Source organism: Leifsonella bigeumensis (assembly GCF_039537265.1).
GTDB lineage: Bacteria > Actinomycetota > Actinomycetes > Actinomycetales > Microbacteriaceae > Terrimesophilobacter > Terrimesophilobacter bigeumensis.
In genome coordinates this window covers 46,655-64,105 of the sequence record NZ_BAABAE010000005.1, presented here as the reverse complement: position 1 = coordinate 64,105, position 17,451 = coordinate 46,655, and the positions used below count along the sequence as shown (strand labels likewise).

The following is a 17,451-nucleotide window of genomic DNA, read 5'->3' as shown; positions in this document are numbered from 1 at the left end:
CCTAGTTCTCCGGTTGCGGTTCGTCGCTGTTCGAGGTCAGGTGCGGTGCGATGTCCTTCGGGTTCATGGTACCGGCGAGCACCTCGGCCACCTGCGAGACGATCGGCATCTCGACGCCCTTCGCCATCGCGAGTTCGAGGATCGGCGCCACCGAGGCCAAACCCTCCGCAGTCTGGTTCATCTGCGCCACGACATCCGTGAAACTGTAGCCCTGGCCGAGCAGCCGCCCCGCGGTGTTGTTGCGGGACAGCGGCGACTCGCAGGTCGCGATGAGGTCGCCGAGGCCGGCCAGACCGGCCAGCGTCTCAGGCCTGGCCCCGTAGGCGACAGCGAACTCGGTCATCTCGACGAGGCCGCGGGTGATGATCGAAGCCTTCGTGTTCTCGCCATAGCCGACACCGTCGACGATGCCGATCGCGACGGCGATGAGGTTCTTGAGCACCCCGCCGAACTCGGTTCCGATGACGTCGGTGTTGACGAAGGATCGCAGGTAGTCGGTGCGCGCTGCCATGGCGACGAGCGTGGCCGTCGCCAGATTCTCGGAGGAGACGACGGATGCCGTTGGCTCCTCCTTCGCGATCTCGAGCGCGAGGTTCGGGCCCGAGATGACCGCGATCTGTGCGGGGTCGGCGCCCAGTTCCTCGCGGATGACCTGGCTCATCCGACGGGCGGTCCCGCGCTCGACGCCCTTCATGAGGCTCACGACGATCGCCTCGGGCGGGATGAGGTCGCGCACCGCTGCGAGGTTCTCACGCAGGCTCTGGCTCGGCACAGAGACGAAGACCATCTCCGCACCGTCGAGCACTTCGGCGACGTTCGGGCTCGCCCACAGGGTGCGCGGCAGGTTGATGCCGGGCAGGTAGTCGCTGTTGCGCTTGGCTTGGGAGATCTCCCGCGCGAGCTCGGTGCGGCGTGCCCAGATCGCGACATCCGAGCCGCCGTCGGCGAGCACCTTCGAGAAGGTCGTCCCCCAGCTGCCGGCGCCGAGCACCGCGACACGGCGGGCACCGGGCTGCGAGATCCGGATCGGCATCGTGTTGCTCATGATCGCTCCTCGAATCGTCCGGTCTCCGCCTGGCCCTTCCTGGCCGGGTCCCAACGCTCGGCCGGCGGGGTCTCCTCGCGCAGTTCGGCCAACAGGCCGGTGATCGCATCCATGAGCACGTCGGTGGCCTCGGCAAGAGTAGCCGAGTCCAGGTTGCGCCCCGCGAACCTCGAGAGGTCGACGGGGTCGCCGAAACGGATGCGGACATCCTTGCGCGGGAACAGGCTGACACCTTTGCCGTAGCGCGGCATGATCTTCTGGGTACCCCAGTGGGCGACCGGAATGAGCGGGACGCCCGCGGTCAGGGCGAGACGTACAGCCCCGGTCTTGCCGCGCATGGGCCACAGGTCGGGGTCGCGGGTGAGCGTTCCCTCCGGATAGACGACCACCACGAGGTCGTTCTCGGTGAGCTGGTTCGCGGCCGCGAGCGGGTCATTCCCCCGCGATCCATGGCGCTCGACCGGAATCTGCTCCGAACGCCTCAAGAACCAGCCGAGCACCGGCACGGTGAAGAGCGAGGCCTTCGCGAGGTACCGCGGCGCCCGCCCCTGCATCCAGATGGCCACACCGATCACGATGGGGTCGATCTCGCTGTAGTGGTTGGGGGCGACGACGACCGCGCCCGTCTTCGGCAGCTTCTCGCCCTGCTCGATGCGGTACCTGCCGAGGATGTTCATGAGCGGCAGCAGGATCGCGGCGAGGACCCGGAACACCGGGGTCTTCTCCGATCGGGGCGCCGTCGCCCGGTCGCGCTTCGTCACGCGCCGGCTACCCCTCGACGTCGAAGTCCGCGCCGAGGTCGGCGAGCTTGTCGACGAAATGCTCGTACCCGCGCCGGATGAGGTCGAGGTTGCTGATCCGGGAGGTGCCCTCCGCGCTCAGAGCTGCGATGACGTGGCTGAACCCGCCGCGCAGGTCGGGCACCCGGATGTCGGCGCCGTGAAGTCTCGTCGGCCCCGTGACGACCGCAGCCTGCTCGAAGTCGCGCCGGGCGACGCGCCTCGGATGGTCGGGGAGCCCGTGCGGGTGCACGACGATGTTCGCGCCCATCTCGTTCAGCGCCTCGGTGAACCCGAACCGGTTCTCGTAGACGGTCTCGTGCACGATGGACACCCCGTTGGCCTGGGTGAGGACGACGACGAGGGGCTGCTGCCAGTCCGTCATGAAGCCGGGATGGACATCCGTCTCGATCGTCACGGGCTTAAGCTCACCGCCCGGGTGGTAGAAGCGGATGCCGTCCTCCTCGATGTCGAACGCCCCGCCGACTTTGCGGAAGACGTTGAGGAAGGTCATGAGCTCGGACTGCCGGGCGCCGGCGACGAAGATGTCGCCGTGGGTGACGAGGGCGGCCGCGGCCCAGCTCGCCGCCTCATTGCGGTCGAAGAGCGAGCGGTGGGTGTAACCGGTGAGCCGGTCGACGCCCTCGATGAGGATCGTCCGGTTCGGCTCGACGGAGATGATCGCGCCCATCTTCTGCAGGATGGCGATGAGATCCATGATCTCCGGTTCGATCGCCGCATTGCGGAGCTCCGTCGTGCCCCGCGCGCGCACCGCCGTGAGCAGCACCTGTTCCGTGGCGCCGACGCTCGGGTACGGCAGGTGGATGTCCGCCCCGCTCAGCCCGTTCGGCGCCGTCAGGTGGATGCCCTCATAGTTCTTGTCGACGATCGCCCCGAACGCGCGGAGGGCGTCGAGGTGGAAGTCGATCGGGCGGTCGCCGATGCGGCATCCGCCGAGGTCGGGGATGAACGCCTCGCCGAGACGATGCAGGAGCGGCCCGCAGAACAGGATCGGGATGCGGCTTGAGCCGGCGTGCGCGTCGATCTCGGCGAAGTGCGCCGTCTCGACGTTGCTCGGATCGAGCAGCAGTTCACCGGGCGTCTCGCTCTCGGTCACGAGCACACCGTGCACCTGGAGGAGCCCGCGCACGACGGTGACGTCGCTGATGTCGGGCACGTCGCGCAGCACGCTCGGCGTCTCGCCGAGAAGGGCCGCGACCATGGCCTTCGTCGCCAGGTTCTTGGCGCCGCGCACGTCGACGCGACCGCGCAGCGGGTTGCCGCCGCGGATGACGATCCGGTCGGACCTCAACTCCACCTGCTCACCCGCCTTCCCGGCGTCTTCGACCACCGTCTTCACTGGCTCACCTGCTGACTATTGTGCGGGAAGGGTTCGTGGTCGCCAGGATTCCCTGGACTTCTCGAACCGGGTGATGTGCGATTCTTCGCGCAACGTCAGGCCGATGTCGTCGAGACCTTCGAGCAACCGCCACCTAGTGTAATCATCGATCTCGAAAGGAACCGTGAGAGTTCCGACCGTCGCCGTCTTCGCCGTCAGGTCGACGGATGCCGCCACCCCCGGCTGCGCCTCGATGAGGGCCCACAGCGCTTCGACGTCGTCCTCGGCGACGATCCCGGTGAGCAGTCCCTGCTTGCCGGAGTTGCCGCGGAAGATGTCACCGAACCGTGGACTCAGCACCGCCCGGAACCCGTAGTCGTGCAGGGCCCACACCGCGTGCTCGCGGCTGGAACCGGTGCCGAAGTCGGGGCCGGCGACGAGCACGGTCGGATTCGCGTAGGCGGGATCGTTGAGCACGAAGTCGGGGTCCTGCCGCCAGGCGTAGAAGAGGGCGTCGTCGAAGCCGGTCTTCGTCACCCGCTTCAGGAACTCGGCGGGGATGATCTGGTCGGTGTCGACGTTCGCCCGACGGAGTGGGACTGCCGTCCCCTCGATGACGGTGATCTTCTCCATGGCTACGCCCCCTTCCGATCTTCTCGGGTCGAGCCGCCTTCTCCGGTCGAGCCGCCTCTTCCGGTCGAGCCGCCTTCTCCGGTCGAGCCGCCTTCTCCGGTCGAGCCGCCTCTTCCGGTCGAGCCGCCTTCTCCGGTCGAGCCTGCCGAGACCGTCGAGCTCGGCGAGCTCGATCCGAGAGGCTCGTCCAGGTCCCACGGGCCGGAGAGCGTCCCGCGCACCGCTGTGGCTGCCGCGACGAGCGGCGACACGAGGTGGGTGCGCCCGCCCTTGCCCTGTCTGCCCTCGAAGTTGCGGTTCGACGTGGATGCGCAGCGCTCCCCCGGTGCCAGCTGGTCGGGGTTCATGCCGAGGCACATCGAGCATCCGGCGAACCGCCACTCCGCCCCGAACTCCTCGAACACCCGGTCGAGCCCCTCGGCCTCAGCCTGCAGCCGCACCCGCGCGGAGCCGGGCACGACCATGACGCGCACGTCCTTCGCCTTCGTGCGGCCCTTGATGACCGAGGCGAAGGCGCGCAGGTCCTCGATGCGGCTGTTCGTGCACGAGCCCATGAAGACCGCGTCGACCCTGATGTCCTTCATGCGGGTGCCGGCCTCGAGGTCCATGTACTCGAGGGCGCGGCGCGCAGAAGCCTGCGCGTTGGGGTCCTCGAAGCTCTCCGGGTCAGGGATCGAGTCGGAGAGCAGCACGCCCTGGCCGGGGTTGGTTCCCCAGGTCACGAAGGGTTCGAGCTCATTCGCGTCGAGGAACACCTCGGCGTCGAACACGGCGTCCTCATCGGTCGGCAGCGTGTTCCAGTAGGCGATCGCCGCATCCCAGTCCTCACCCTTCGGGGCGTGCGGACGGCCCTTGAGGTAGTCGTAGGTCGTCTGGTCGGGGGCGACCATGCCGGCACGGGCGCCCGCCTCGATCGACATGTTGCAGATCGTCATGCGGCCCTCCATCGAGAGCGACCGGATGGCGCTTCCGCGGTACTCGAGCACGTAGCCCTGCCCGCCGCCCGTGCCGATCTTCGCGATGACCGCGAGGATGATGTCCTTCGCGCTCACCCCCTCGCGCAACTCGCCCTCGACGGTGACGGCCATCGTCTTGAAGGGCTTGAGCGGCAGGGTCTGGGTCGCGAGCACGTGCTCCACCTCGCTCGTGCCGATGCCGAAGGCCATCGCCCCGAACGCGCCGTGGGTGGAGGTGTGGCTGTCGCCGCAGACGACCGTGATACCCGGCATGGTGAGACCCAGCTGCGGGCCGACGACATGCACGATGCCCTGGTCGACATCGCCGAGGGGGTGCAGGCGCACCCCGAACTCCTCGCAGTTGCGGCGCAGCGTCTCGATCTGCGTGCGGCTCACCGGATCGGCGATCTGCTTCGTGATGTTGATGGTCGGGGTGTTGTGGTCTTCCGTCGCGATCGTGAGATCGGGGCGGCGAACCGGGCGTCCCGACATCCGCAGCCCGTCGAAGGCCTGCGGGGAGGTCACCTCATGGACGAGGTGGAGGTCGATATAGAGAAGGTCGGGGGCGCCATCGGTTCCCTTGGCCACGACGTGGTCGTTCCACACCTTCTCCGCCAGAGTCTTACCCATGATTGCTGTCGGTCCTTAGCTGTAGCTTCGATCATCCCCGGCCGACGACAGACTCCGCGACGAGGGGGCCGAGTGGGTCAGGCCTCGTCGCGGCGAGGAAGGAGCAGGCTTCGATCGAGCATGGAAATCAGGCTACCACCCGCCGCTGCGCCCCGCCGCCCCACCGTTTGTGCTCACTTTTCGTCGGAACAGGCGGGTCCCCAGCGACCAAAAGTGAGCACAAACGGCGGGCGAGGGGCGGGGCTATGCTGGCTGTAGCCGAGCGAGCCGCATCCAGATCGCCGGTCATGTTTCCGCGCCCACAAGGCCAGCACACCGGAGTGACCCATGCCCACGACCGCCGTTCAGCTCGAAGCGATTCCCTTCGACCACGAGAGGGTGGTGATGGTCACCGGTTCGCGAAGCCGGCTGCCCATCATCGTGGCGGTGCACTCCACGGTGCTCGGCCAGGCCCTCGGCGGTGCCCGCGTATGGGCCTACCCGCACTGGACGGATGCGCTCGCGGACGCGTTGCGCCTCTCAGAGGGCATGACATTCAAGAACGCTGCTGCAGGGCTGGCGCGGGGCGGCGGCAAGTCCGTCATCGCCCTCCCACTCGGTACCTCGCTCACCGACGACCAGAAGCGGGACGCCATGCTCGACCTCGGCGACGTCGTCGAGGGCCTCGGCGGCGTGTACATGACGGCGGAGGATGTCGGCACGAGTGCAGAACTCATGGCCGTCGTCGCCGAGCGCACCCAGCACGTCTGCGGTCTCCCGCCCGAGCAGGGCGGCGTCGGTGAGCCGGCGGATGCGACGGCGGAGGGCGTGCACGCGAGCGTCCTCGCGACGCTCGAGGCGCTCTTCGGCAGCAAGGATGTCTCCGGCCGCCGCATCGTCATCTCGGGCCTCGGCCAGGTCGGCGGGCGCCTGGCGAAGCGCCTGGCCGCGGAGGGCGCTGCGCTCACGGTGACCGATGTGAACCTCGCCAAGAAGGAGCTCGCCGAGTCCCTCGGCGCCACCTGGGTCGACGCCTCCGATGCGCTCACGGTCGAGGCGGACCTCTTCGTCCCGTGCGGCCTCGGCGGGGTGCTCACCTCTCAGGTCATCGCGGACCTGCGCGTCAAGGGTGTCGTCGGCGCCGCGAACAACCAGCTCGCCGCCCACGACGGTGCCGCCGAGCTCGCCGCCCGCGGCATCCTCTGGGCCCCCGACTTCGTCGTCAATGGCGGAGGCGTCATCTACCTGGACATGGCCATGCGGCCGGGGGCGGATGCTGCGGCGATCTCCGCGCGCGTGACCCAGATCGGCGACGTGGTCGCCACGATCTTCCGCGACTCGGCCGCGAAGGGCATCACGACGCTCGAGGCAGCGGAGCAGCTCGCCGCGGCCCGCCTCGGCGCCGCCTGACTCGTACGCGACCCTCACCTCGCACGAGGTGCATCATCCGGTATTCCCGTCGCCCTCCTCCGCAAGCTGCATGACGGCGGCGTGAGGGGTTCGCTTCTCCCATGCCATCGCAGCCAGGACAGGCACGAGAACCACGGCGACGACGACCACAAGGTTGACTATGTGGCCCGCGAGGGGCCACCCCAGCAGTGCGAAGGGGAAGGCAAGAAACCGTCCTCCCAGAGACACCACCACGAGAGCCACCCACAGGAGTACTGCGAAATAACCCTTCCCCCGAAATGGGCGAGCAATGGCCCATGAGAAGAACAGCAGCGGCGCGCCCAGGTAGAAACCCGGATTGAGGTTTGCGAACACGTCATATGCGACAACAGCGGTGGCTGCGAGGAAAATGACCAGGATGCCGAGCACTGCTGCCCAGACACGACGCCACGGTGGGGCACCGGTTCTGAGGGCCGCGACGGCGGCAAACGCACCGCTTATGGCCAGCAAGCCGGGTTGGAGAATCGGAATCACTGTGGTCCAGGCCGTGGATGAGACCATGACAGTCATGGCCTGCACCGTGAGCAGGAGGACGCCGAGACTGGGGAGCACAACCGAGGCGAGGTAGCTGACGAGCGTCAGCACATTGAGTGGCGAACCAGGGCGTTCCCGCATTGTTCTCTCCCGTAACGTCCTCTTCGAGGGTGCCGACGTCGGCCCTGTTACAGACTGTAGAGCCTCACTCGGTTTCCGTCGAGACAGTTTCTCGCACCCGGCCGCAGCGCTGCCTAGACCCGCCGACCACGCTCGACGCGCAGCTTCACCAGGCTCGCGATCGTCGCGACCGCCATCGCTCCGACGATGACGCCGAGGGACAGCCAGGTGCTGATGTCCGGCGCCCAGTCGACCGGCTGCCCGCCGTTGATGAAGAACACCTCGTTCTCGTGCAGGGCGTGCAGCACGAGCTTGACGCCGATGAAGCCGAGGATGAACGCGATTCCGTAGTGCAGGTAGACCAGCTTCTCGATGAGGTCGCCAAGCAGGAAGTAGAGCTGCCGCAGGCCCATGAGCGCGAACACGTTCGCCGAGAACACGAGGAACGCGTTCTGCGTGATGCCGAAGATCGCCGGAATCGAGTCGAGCGCGAAGACCAGGTCGGTGGCGCCGAGCGCGATGAAGACGACGAGCACGGGGGTGAACATCCGCTTCCCGTCGACGACCGTGCGCAGTTTCCCGCCGTCGAAGGTGTCGGTGATCGCCACGTGCCGGCGCAGGAAGCGGATGATGCGGTTCTCCGTCTCCTCCTCATCCTCGTAGCCGGTGAAGGCCTGCTTCCACGCGGTGTAGAGCAGGAACGCGCCGAAGAGGTAGAAGATCCAGGAGAAGCTCTCGATGAGCTGTGCGCCGATGATGATGAAGATCGCCCTGAGCACGAGGGCGATGAGGATGCCCACCATGAGGATCTCCTGCTGGTACTTCCTCGGCACCTTGAACTGACCCATGATGATGAGAAAGACGAACAGGTTGTCGATGCTCAGGCTGTATTCGGTGAGCCAGCCGGCGACGAACTGGCCGGCGTGCTCGAGGTCGCCGAGCCACACCAGCAGGCCGGCGAAGACCAGCGCCAGCGCGACGTAGAACCCGACCCACAGCGCCGACTCCCGCACACCCGGGATGTGCGGCCGCTTATAGGCCAGCACGAGATCGGCGATGATGATGAGGCTCAGGACGACAAGCGATCCGACCTCGAACCAGACAGGGATGGACAGTTCCACTCAGGATCCGTTCGTGAAGGGGTTGACAGGACTCGAAAGTCTCTCCCGTGCCGTACGATCACGACACCACCGCATCCGGGGCAGCGCCGTTGCTGACCGTCCTGACGAGTGCGATGAAGTGGGATACTCCCCTTCGCTCCCGCAATGCTAGCGGATGCCACGGGCCTCTCCCGCACTGGGCACCGGAAGCCGAATGGTCGATAATCGTCGAATCGGCTCGGGTTTTCCGAGAGGAGTGAGGATATGAGCACGGTCTACAGCGACATCGCGGTCTCGGCGGACGGGTTCGCGGCGGGACCCAACCAGCGGGAGGATGCGCCGCTCGGCGAGTTCCCCGAGAACTGGCTGCACGGGTGGATGTTCGACGCTTACGAGGAGAACAAGGCGGAAGTGGATGCGATCGTCGACTCCGGCGCGACGATCATGGGCCGCAACATGTTCGGTCCGGTGCGCGGCGAGTGGGACCGCGACTGGCGGGGCTGGTGGGGCGCGGACCCGCCGTACCACGGACCCGTCTTCGTGCTCACCCATTTCGCGCACGACCCCATCGAGATGGAGGGCGGCACGACGTTCCATTTCGTCACCGACGGCATCCATGCTGCGCTCGAGCGGGCGCGCGCCGCGGCTGGCGACCGGAACATCTCGATCGCGGGCGGCGCGTCGACGGTCAACCAGTACCTCGCGGCCGGCCTCCTCGACGAGTTGCGGCTGCACGTGACGGCCTGCATCCTCGGCGCGGGAGAGCGCGTGTTCGACGGGGTGCCGGCCCAGGCGCTCGAGCGGGTGTCGGTGCGGGCGACCTCGCTCGTCACGCACATGACCTACCGGCCGGTGCGGGCCTGATGCTGCGAGTCCTCTAACCCGTTGTCCTCACCGGATGAGGGCAGGTGTAACCGACGTGAAAGGGTGCGCACGAGGACCCGGCGTCGTCAGCGCTTCTAGCCAGTCTTTCGCCATCCTGCGGATCGACGTGCCAGCAGGGCGATGCCGGTCGCCAGAAGGAGAGTAGCGGGAGCGGCGATTCCGGTGGACAGAGCATTGCCCGTGAGGGCAAGGAGCAGACCGATCGTGACCGCTGCGGCGGCAGGGCTGCTGGTGACGGTCGCGCCGGAGGCGGTGGTCCCGCTGGCAGTGGCGGTGTTGTCGACGCGAGTTGCGCTGGCGTCCGCTGCGGTGATCAGATACGCGCTGGTACAGGTGGTGGACGCACCGGGGGCGAGCGTGGTGGTCGGGCATACGGCGCCGGCCAGGGAGCCGGTCCCGGTGAAGCTGGTCTCGGTGATGGTGATTCCGTCGAGGGTGGAGTCGCCGGAGTTGGTGACAAGATACGAGAACACCACCCGCTCCCCCGCTCCGGCGACGTTTGTCCGGTCGACGCGCTTCTGGAGGTGGATTGCGGCGGTCGGCGTGACCGGCACCGTGGTTTCGGAGGGAGCCGATGCGACTGCCGCCCCGACCGGTGGGGTGCCGTGGGAGGTCGCCGTATTGAACACCTCTTCGGCATCCACGTCCGCCTGAGTGAGGCTGTAGGTCGCGGTGCAGGTCGTGGAGTCTCCCGGGATGAGAACCGTTGCCGGGCAGTCCGCCACCGGTGTCGGCCCGGTCCCGGAGAACGCGGTTTCGGTGATGCCGACCCCGGTCAGGGTGACGTTGCCGGTGTTCGTCACAATAAAGCTGTAATCGACAAGCTGGCCGGCACCAGTGAATGGCCCGCCACTTGCGGATTTCAGCACCGTGATCGCCGGTGAGGGTTCGATGAGCACGACTGCGTCATCGGGCGCCGAAACGGTCACCGGGCCGGTCGGGGGAGATCCGGTCGAGCTGGCCGTGTTGGTGATCTCGCCAAAGTCGACATCGGCCTGGGTCAGCGCATAGGTGGCGGTGCACGTCACCTGTGCTCCAGGTGCCATCGAGGTCGCACCGACGGGGCAGACCGGCGCGGACATCGTCCCGAACCCGGTGAATGTCCCCTCCGCGACCCCGACGTCGGTCAGCGTGACGTTGCCGGTGTTGGTCACAAGGAAGCTGTAGGTCACGACCTGTCCCGCCGTGGTGAAGTCTCCCGGCCCCGCGGTCTTCACGAGGTCAATCGACGGGTCCTGCACTGCAGGAAGCATCACCGACCGCAGTGGGCTCACGACGGCCGGACCAGAGGGCGGCGTTCCAGTGGCCGTCGCGGTGTTCGTCAGCGCCGCTCCGTCGACGTCGGCCTGCACGGGGGTGTAGGTGGCGGTGCAGGTCATCTGGGCGCCTGGCGCCAGCAGCGTCGGCGCGGGTGAGCCGCAGTCGGGAGCGGTCATCCCCGCGAGGTTCGCCCCGTTGAAGGAGACCTCGGTCACGACCGGGTTCGACAGATCGACGTTGCCCGAATTCGTCACGACAAAGGTGTAGGTGATCGGCACCCCGACCGTGATCGTCAGGGGTGAAGCCGACTTGACCAGGTCGATGGCCGGCGCGCTGATGAAGAACGTCTCGGCCGGCTGCCCCACCGCGCTCACCACATCGGAGTAGTACGGGCTGCTCAGCACATCGCCATAGGAATAACAGCCACCGGCGGTCGGCACCCCCGCCGGGGTCGTCGTCATGGTCCCGTCGCCGGTCACCGCGACCGTCCCCGAGGCGAACACCGGAGCACCGGTCCAGTCCAGACCGGTACAGGCATCGCCGACCGCGGGGACGGGACCATACAGAGTCCAGTCCAGGGAGCCCGCCAGCCCCTCGGTCGCGGACACGGTGACGTCGTCCGAGAAACCGTCGGAGCTGATCTGAGTGGTCAGGGTCGGCTGCGGCACATTCTGCATCGCCTGGAGTTCGCGCCAGATGATGTCCGGCGCTGCCGCGGTGCCCAGGTTGGTGATCTGCGACAACCGCACGGTCGAGACACCGTCAAGCGGCGACGGGAACGCCGTCACGAAGATGCCACCTCCGTTTCCGGCTGTCAGGGGCCCGCTCCACAGGAGATTGTCGCTCGCATCGAAGACCTCGACGAGCGCACCCCCGATCCCGTCCTCATCGGTGAGAATCCCGCCGCCGTTGTTCCACAAGCGGAGGCTGTTCAACTGCATCTTCGGGGTGGCGAAGCCGTACTCGATCACGACGCCCGCGGCATCTGCCCGGTTCGTGAAGATGCGGCCGTAGTTTCCGCCGCTCGTACTCCCATCGATCGTGTTCCCGATCGTGTCGATCCGATAGCCGTTCGGGTTCGCCGTCACCGTCACCGTATCGAAGCGGAGCGCCACTGGCACGGCGAGAGCAGGCTGAGCGATGAACATCGAGGAGAGGACGAGACCCAGCCCTGCGGCCAGCCCCCACGCTGCCGACATACGCCTTGGTCGCCGCCGCAGGTGTCCGCGCCGAACCCGCACGTCGAACATCATCCGGTCGAGCGACGAGAACCTTGCCGACCTCCGCGGCGCCCGATACGACATCGTAATCCCCCCTGACTACCGCTTCACGATAGCGGCTATCGCATGATAATTGGAATTCCGGCCCGCCAGGGAGGCACGAGCGCCGAACACGAGGAATGCAAAAATCGCTGACCAGCACTTTTGCTATGGTGACCCCACCCGGATTCGAACCGGTGTTACCGCCGTGAGAGGGGCTTCTGGAGGCCATACGCCCTGGCAGTAGCGCCCAGATCCCAGTTTTTGTCGGGATTCGGAAGTGCGTGGGGTGGTCACGCGAGGCCCTTGTCGTCAGCGGTCGTAGCCATTCTGTAGCCATGGCGCGGGGGCCTGTACGGCGGCATGGCGAAGTGGCCCGGGTGCGCCAACGCGAACACGACGCCGGGGTCCGACGCGCATGTTCTCGGTGAAGCACGGGATTTGACTGCCATTGAACGACTAGACGTGGCGGCGCACGCGCCGCTTGTGGCGGCAAGCGTAGAGCGCCCGTTAGGCGTTGATCGCGACGATCGGCGACTTGGCGTAGCCCAAGACGAGTGTGACAACCGGGCGATATATGGCGGGCGCCGCGGTGTCATCCCATTCGTACACAACGGTGCGAATCGTGTTGAGCAGTCGCCCGAGGAGGACTGCGATGGCGAAGGGACCTTGGAAGGCGAGATGAACCTGGGATGGCGACGAGTGCCCCGAACGCCCGCGTGTCGGGATTGGCCGTAAGAGCGACAGCAATCGCTGCGGGCGACCTCGCTCGTCACGCACATGACCTACCGGCCCGTGCGGACCTGACGCCCCCGCGATAACACAAATAATCGTGCCAGACACAGCAGTCACCGTCCCGACGCCAGCATCCACAAGACGATGCCTCACCTCCGCCGCGAGGAGAACCTTTACGCCCCTCTCACGGTCGAAGAAAAACCGGCACACATCCGATATGTTCGAAAGAACAAAAATAAAGCTGAACGCCTCTATGCGATACCGAACGGCACTCCATGCCGGGTCGAGGGGCCATTATCGAAAGCCGGACGGCATGAACGCGAGAGACCAACGCCACCAGATCGTGCTCAATATTCTGCACGAGCGGGGACGGGTCGAGGTCACTGAACTGCGCGAGACACTGGGTGTGACCGAAATGACCATTCGCCGAGACCTCGAAATTCTTGAGGCGGATGGCGCCCTCAAGAGAGTTCATGGCGGTGCCACGCTGCCGATCGGCTCAGGCTTCGAACCTCCGTTTTCGGCGAGACGCAAGATTCATGTCGAAGCCAAGGAGTCGATCGCCCGGCTGGTGAGCGATGCGATCAGTGATGGTGACACGATCCTCCTCGACGGGGGCTCGACCGGGCTTGCCGTAGCCCACGCATTGTTCTCGAGGGTGCTCACCATTTGCCCATTGTCACTCCGCGCAGCCACGTTCCTGGCAACCTCCCCGACCATCAACCTGCGGGTTCCCGGCGGCGCCGTTCGACAGGGCGAACAAAGCTTCATCGGCGCCGACGTTACCGACTACCTCGACGCGCACAACTTCGACCATTACGTCATGACGGCGAGCGGCGTTTCAGTACGCGGCGGGATCACCGAATGGAATCCGGAAGACGCCGCAGTCAAACGCAAGGCCCTGCAATCCAGCGCGAACATCATCGCCGCCGCCGACGCGAGCAAGTTCGGTCGGACCGGCTTCGTTCGCATTTGTTCGATCGAGACGCCGAACGTGATCTTCACCGATAAGACACTGTCGGACACCGATCTGGAGACGGTGAGCGAACACGGAGCGCGCGTGATCCGTGCGCAATAGGAAGTCAGCGAGCGAGCGTCGCGAGAGCGAGGTAAGCGCCGCCGATTGCGCCGCCGAAGTCGTCTAGTTCCGTTGGACGCACAGTGAAGGTGGAGTGCCACAGCGACGTGCGTTCAACGACAGACATCATGGCGTCCCGGTACTCGGCGAGAAATGTAGCCGAGCCTCCGCCGATCACCACGGTCGTGGGCCGATAGAGCGCCAGCAGCGTCGCAAGTCCCTCGCCGACCGCAGCTCCGTAATCGGTGAACACACGCAAGGCCGCCGTATCCCCCGCACGCGCCGCGTCTGCGGCAATCCGGATATCGCGCAGGTCGCCATTCGCGGCGAAACCGGCATTTGCTGCGGCGGCCTGGAGCGCGGTGCGTGATGCGCGCTGCTCCCAGCAGATCTCTCGTCCGCAGTAGCAGGGGGCCGGGGGGCCGCTGACCGAGAAGTGCCCGCTCTCGGGATGGGCACCATCACCTCCACGAAATGGCTCACCGCCCTGAAGGAGGCACACCCCGACCCCGGTGCCCAAGGTCACGTGCAGCAGACTGTCTGCGCCGATGGCCGCCCCAGAACGAGCCTCGGCAACTGCCGCTGCAACCGCGTCGTTGTCTATGACGCATGGCGCACCGAACTCGGATTGAACCATAGCGAGCAAGGGGATGCCGGTGAACGCGGCGAGCGTATCGGAGTTGCGGATGATGCCGGCGGTGTCGATCGGCCCACTCGCTCCGATACCCACGGCAGTCGGTGACGAAAGGCGATCAAGGCGCTCCACCTGTCGGCGAAGGAATCCGCGAACGTCGATGTCGGGCTCGACCGGCGTTGCGACGATGGTACGTGCCAGCACCTCGCCACTGGGAGTGAGCGCGACGAACCGGCATCCGGTCCCCCCGAGGTCGATACCGAGAACCCATGCTGCTGACTCAACCATCAGCGGGCCGTGGTGATTTTGCTGCCATAGGCAAAGCTACCGGGTACGACGCCGTTGGCACGCGAAAGACCCACCGCGAGCAACTCGGCGGCGACGGCTGCTGTTGCGAGACTCTCGAGTACGAAGCTGCCCGGTGCCGGAACGGAAACCGTGCCGCGGAGCTCGTCGTGACCCACGACGACGACTGATGATCCCGTTGCGACGAGGTCGCTGGCAAGGCGACGGAGAATTGGGTCCGGGCGGGTCACGTCAAGGCCGAAGATCACCGCGGTGAGTCCGTCGCCCGCAAGCTCGAACGGGCCGTGGCGGAACTGGCCACCGATAAAGCCCTCCGCGGGCAGTTTGGCCGACTCCTTGGTGATGAGGGCGGCGAACAACGCGGTGGCGCCGTGGTCGCACCTGCCCACCATTGCGAGCCGATACCCCGGGATGGCAAGTGCCTCGGTGGCAACCGTGGAGAGATCCGCCTCCCCGATCATCCGTTCCACCGAATCGGCTGTGATGAGAACCTGGTCGGTGACGGCGGCACTCGACTCGCCCAGGAATGCCGCGGAGATGTACCGGTGAACAGCGAGCGTGTTGAGATAGCTTTTGGTGCTCACCGTCGCTTCTGGCCCGCTCTCCAGCGGAAAGTAGAGCTGGGAGGCAACAGCGAGCGCGCTGGATTCGTCATTGCTGACTCCGACGAGCAGCTGTGGCTTCAGTTGCCCGGCTGCGATGCGATCGACCAGTTCGACGATCTCGCCGCTCGCGCCGGATTGCGACGTCACAACGAGTAGCGTGCGTTCAGTCACGAGTCCCGGTGTATCGAGCAGCTGCCCCGTGTCGACCGACCAGGTCGCACGGCCGGTGCCGATCAATGCCCGCCAGGTTGGAATGCCCGCGAAATACGAAGAACCCATGCCGGTGAAGACGATACGGTCCCAATCACGCACGAGCTCGGCAGCGGGGGTGCCACCCAGCGGCGAAGCGGCAAGACGTCGCAAGGCAGCCGGCTGCTCAAGGATGTCGGCTTCGAATGGTGTTTTCGAGGTAATCATTGAGCTTCTTTCGGATTGCGTGGGGATGATGTGCTACTTGATGGCACCGGAGGTCGCCCCCGAGGTGAAGTATTTTTGGCCGGCGATGAACAGCACCATGACGGGAATGACGAAGAGGGTGGATGCGGCGAGTAGGAGGTTATACGCCGTGAAATGCTGACTTTGGTACTGCTGCAGCCCGAGGGACAGAGTGTTCAGCGACTCATCGCTGAGGAAGATGAGCGGACCCACAAATGCGGTCCACGAACTCAGCGCCGTCATGATCGTCACCGTCACGAGAATCGGGCGCGCCAGCGGCAGGAGGATCTGCACGAGGATGCGCAGACTGCTCGATCCGTCGATCTTGGCAGCCTCGATGAGTTCATAGGGAAGCTGGGCGAGGAACTGCCGCAGCAAGAAGATCGCGAGCGCTGAGGAGAATGCGGGCGTGATGAATTGACCGACGAACGGCGTCACAAGGAGAGGGGTCAGTGAGCCGATCATTCCGAGCTGTCGGAAAATGAGGTACATGGGCACCATGACTGCGGGGAACGGCAACATCATGCTGAACAGCACCACGCCGAACGTCGCCTCGCGTCCGCGCCACCGCAGTACTGCGAAGGCGTATGCGGCGGGAACGCAAGCGAGGAGTGTGCCCGCAATGGTGAACACCGTGACGATCGCGCTGTTGGTGATGTAGGTGCCGAAGTCGATGTACGTGACAGCGGCGGCGTAGTTCTCCCAGTGCAGCCCGTCAGGAAGGAGCTGCGGTGGCGAGGCGGTCACCGCCTCGTTGCTCTTGAGGGAACCACTCACCATCCAGATGATGGGTATCAGGAAGGCTGCCGCGAGGGCGAAGCCGATGGCGAAGCGGATGGTTTCGCGCACGCGATCGGCTCTGCGTCGGCGCTCTCTCGCCGGAGTTCTGGCCTCAGCCTGCCGGAGCGTGATCATCAGCGTTCCATCCTTTTGTTGATTGCGAAGAACACCGCGATGACGACGGACGATACGACCAGGAGGAGAACTGACATGGCAGCCGCGTTACCCATCTTGAGATAGGTGAACGCCTGCTGGTAGAGGTACAGGGCGTAAGTGAGCGTGGACTGCGCCGGCGCGCCCAGGTTCGTCGGGTTGACGACGAACGCCTGCTCGAAGAACTGAAAGTAGAAGAGCGTCGCAATGACGACGTTGTACAGCAACACCGGCCGCAAGATCGGGAAGACGACGCTCACGAAGGTACGTAACCGACCGGCACCGTCAAGAGATGCAGCTTCGAGGATGTCCTCTGGCACATCCTGCAGTGCAGCGACGAAGGTGACCATCACTTGGCCGACGGAGCCCCACAGCACCATCATCAGGAGCCCGTATTTGGCAAAGTTCGGGTCGCTGAGCCAGCCGATCGGAGGAAGTCCCAACGCGCGAGCACCAGCATTCAGCAGGCCGTATTGCGGGTTCAGGATGAACGTCCAGACGATCCCGGTCGCGACTGGTGGCACGACTGCAGGCAAGAAGATGAGCGAGCGGAAGATCGTCGTGGAGGTGCCGCTGCGGTTGAGCAGCACGGCCGATCCAAGACCCATGGCAGTACCGACCGCGACGCCGACTCCCGCCATGAACAGTGTGTTGGTGATCGATTTCAGGAATACCGGGTCGGCGAACAGGTTCGCATAGTTGTCGAACCCCACCCATTTCGGTTCGTTGAAGAGGTTGAAGTCGGTGAAACTCCAGTACAGGGCAAGAGCCGAGGGGATGACGACGAGCCAGGCCACCCCTATGCCCCACGGGGTGA

At 65.8% G+C, this 17,451-nt stretch carries 16 protein-coding genes; 3 read left to right on the top strand and 13 right to left on the bottom strand.

Annotation, left to right across the window (positions count from 1 at the left end):
• Window position 1: 1 nt before the first annotated feature.
• The 5 genes from ABD678_RS13655 to leuC all read right to left on the bottom strand — a co-directional run bounded on the left by ABD678_RS13655 (window position 2) and on the right by leuC (window position 5,382).
• Window positions 2-1,045, bottom strand: a complete 1,044-nt coding sequence (locus tag ABD678_RS13655) for an NAD(P)H-dependent glycerol-3-phosphate dehydrogenase (protein WP_344757650.1) — start codon at window positions 1,043-1,045, stop codon at window positions 2-4.
• Window positions 1,042-1,722 carry a lysophospholipid acyltransferase family protein gene (locus ABD678_RS13650; protein WP_344757675.1) on the bottom strand — a complete coding sequence of 227 codons (681 nt, stop codon included), beginning with the start codon at window positions 1,720-1,722 and terminating at the stop codon, window positions 1,042-1,044. The genes ABD678_RS13655 and ABD678_RS13650 overlap by 4 nt, the downstream gene beginning before the upstream one ends.
• A gap of 91 nt (window positions 1,723-1,813) precedes the next feature.
• The gene (gene murA / locus ABD678_RS13645) at window positions 1,814-3,142 is read right to left on the bottom strand and encodes a UDP-N-acetylglucosamine 1-carboxyvinyltransferase (protein ID WP_425561998.1); all 1,329 of its coding nucleotides are present in this window, start codon (window positions 3,140-3,142) and stop codon (window positions 1,814-1,816) included.
• 57 nt (window positions 3,143-3,199) lie between these two features.
• Window positions 3,200-3,796, bottom strand: a complete 597-nt coding sequence (leuD, locus tag ABD678_RS13640) for a 3-isopropylmalate dehydratase small subunit (protein WP_344757648.1) — start codon at window positions 3,794-3,796, stop codon at window positions 3,200-3,202.
• 2 nt (window positions 3,797-3,798) lie between these two features.
• A complete protein-coding gene (gene leuC / locus ABD678_RS13635; protein WP_344757647.1) occupies window positions 3,799-5,382 on the bottom strand; it encodes a 3-isopropylmalate dehydratase large subunit in 1,584 nt (527 codons plus the stop codon).
• Between the two features lie 327 nt (window positions 5,383-5,709).
• On the opposite strand from leuC, the gene ABD678_RS13630 reads away from it, so the two are divergent.
• Window positions 5,710-6,771, top strand: coding sequence for a Glu/Leu/Phe/Val dehydrogenase family protein (locus ABD678_RS13630; protein WP_344757646.1), 1,062 nt, complete (start codon window positions 5,710-5,712; stop codon window positions 6,769-6,771).
• 33 nt (window positions 6,772-6,804) lie between these two features.
• Here ABD678_RS13630 and ABD678_RS13625 read toward each other — a convergent pair whose 3' ends face one another.
• The gene (locus ABD678_RS13625; protein ID WP_344757645.1) at window positions 6,805-7,395 is read right to left on the bottom strand and encodes a hypothetical protein; all 591 of its coding nucleotides are present in this window, start codon (window positions 7,393-7,395) and stop codon (window positions 6,805-6,807) included.
• Between the two features lie 143 nt (window positions 7,396-7,538).
• The gene (locus tag ABD678_RS13620) at window positions 7,539-8,525 is read right to left on the bottom strand and encodes a TerC family protein (RefSeq protein WP_344757644.1); all 987 of its coding nucleotides are present in this window, start codon (window positions 8,523-8,525) and stop codon (window positions 7,539-7,541) included.
• A gap of 243 nt (window positions 8,526-8,768) precedes the next feature.
• Here ABD678_RS13620 and ABD678_RS13615 point away from each other — a divergent pair, with 243 nt between their 5' ends.
• Window positions 8,769-9,368, top strand: a complete 600-nt coding sequence (locus ABD678_RS13615) for a dihydrofolate reductase family protein (RefSeq protein WP_344757643.1) — start codon at window positions 8,769-8,771, stop codon at window positions 9,366-9,368.
• A gap of 95 nt (window positions 9,369-9,463) precedes the next feature.
• Here the strand turns inward: ABD678_RS13615 and ABD678_RS13610 are convergent, their stop codons facing one another.
• Entirely contained in the window at window positions 9,464-11,848 is a 2,385-nt protein-coding gene (locus ABD678_RS13610) for a DUF7507 domain-containing protein (protein ID WP_344757642.1), read from the bottom strand.
• A gap of 570 nt (window positions 11,849-12,418) precedes the next feature.
• On the bottom strand, window positions 12,419-12,688 hold the full coding sequence (locus tag ABD678_RS13825; RefSeq protein WP_425561997.1) for a hypothetical protein: 270 nt from the start codon (window positions 12,686-12,688) through the stop codon (window positions 12,419-12,421).
• A 268-nt stretch (window positions 12,689-12,956) separates the two neighbouring features.
• Between ABD678_RS13825 and ABD678_RS13605 the strand changes: the two genes are divergently transcribed.
• Window positions 12,957-13,721, top strand: coding sequence for a DeoR/GlpR family DNA-binding transcription regulator (locus tag ABD678_RS13605; RefSeq protein ID WP_344757641.1), 765 nt, complete (start codon window positions 12,957-12,959; stop codon window positions 13,719-13,721).
• 4 nt (window positions 13,722-13,725) lie between these two features.
• Here the strand turns inward: ABD678_RS13605 and ABD678_RS13600 are convergent, their stop codons facing one another.
• From ABD678_RS13600 to ABD678_RS13585, 4 genes are read right to left on the bottom strand one after another with little or no spacing between them, the layout of a single operon-like run.
• Window positions 13,726-14,643, bottom strand: a complete 918-nt coding sequence (locus ABD678_RS13600) for an ROK family protein (RefSeq protein ID WP_344757640.1) — start codon at window positions 14,641-14,643, stop codon at window positions 13,726-13,728.
• On the bottom strand, window positions 14,643-15,683 hold the full coding sequence (locus ABD678_RS13595; protein ID WP_344757639.1) for an SIS domain-containing protein: 1,041 nt from the start codon (window positions 15,681-15,683) through the stop codon (window positions 14,643-14,645). The genes ABD678_RS13600 and ABD678_RS13595 overlap by 1 nt, the downstream gene beginning before the upstream one ends.
• A gap of 33 nt (window positions 15,684-15,716) precedes the next feature.
• Window positions 15,717-16,616: a carbohydrate ABC transporter permease gene (locus tag ABD678_RS13590; protein WP_344757638.1), complete on the bottom strand. Its 900-nt coding sequence runs from the start codon at window positions 16,614-16,616 to the stop codon at window positions 15,717-15,719.
• A complete protein-coding gene (locus tag ABD678_RS13585) occupies window positions 16,616-17,431 on the bottom strand; it encodes a carbohydrate ABC transporter permease (RefSeq protein ID WP_344757637.1) in 816 nt (271 codons plus the stop codon). Before ABD678_RS13585 ends, ABD678_RS13590 begins: the two co-directional genes overlap by 1 nt.
• Window positions 17,432-17,451 lie beyond the last annotated feature (20 nt).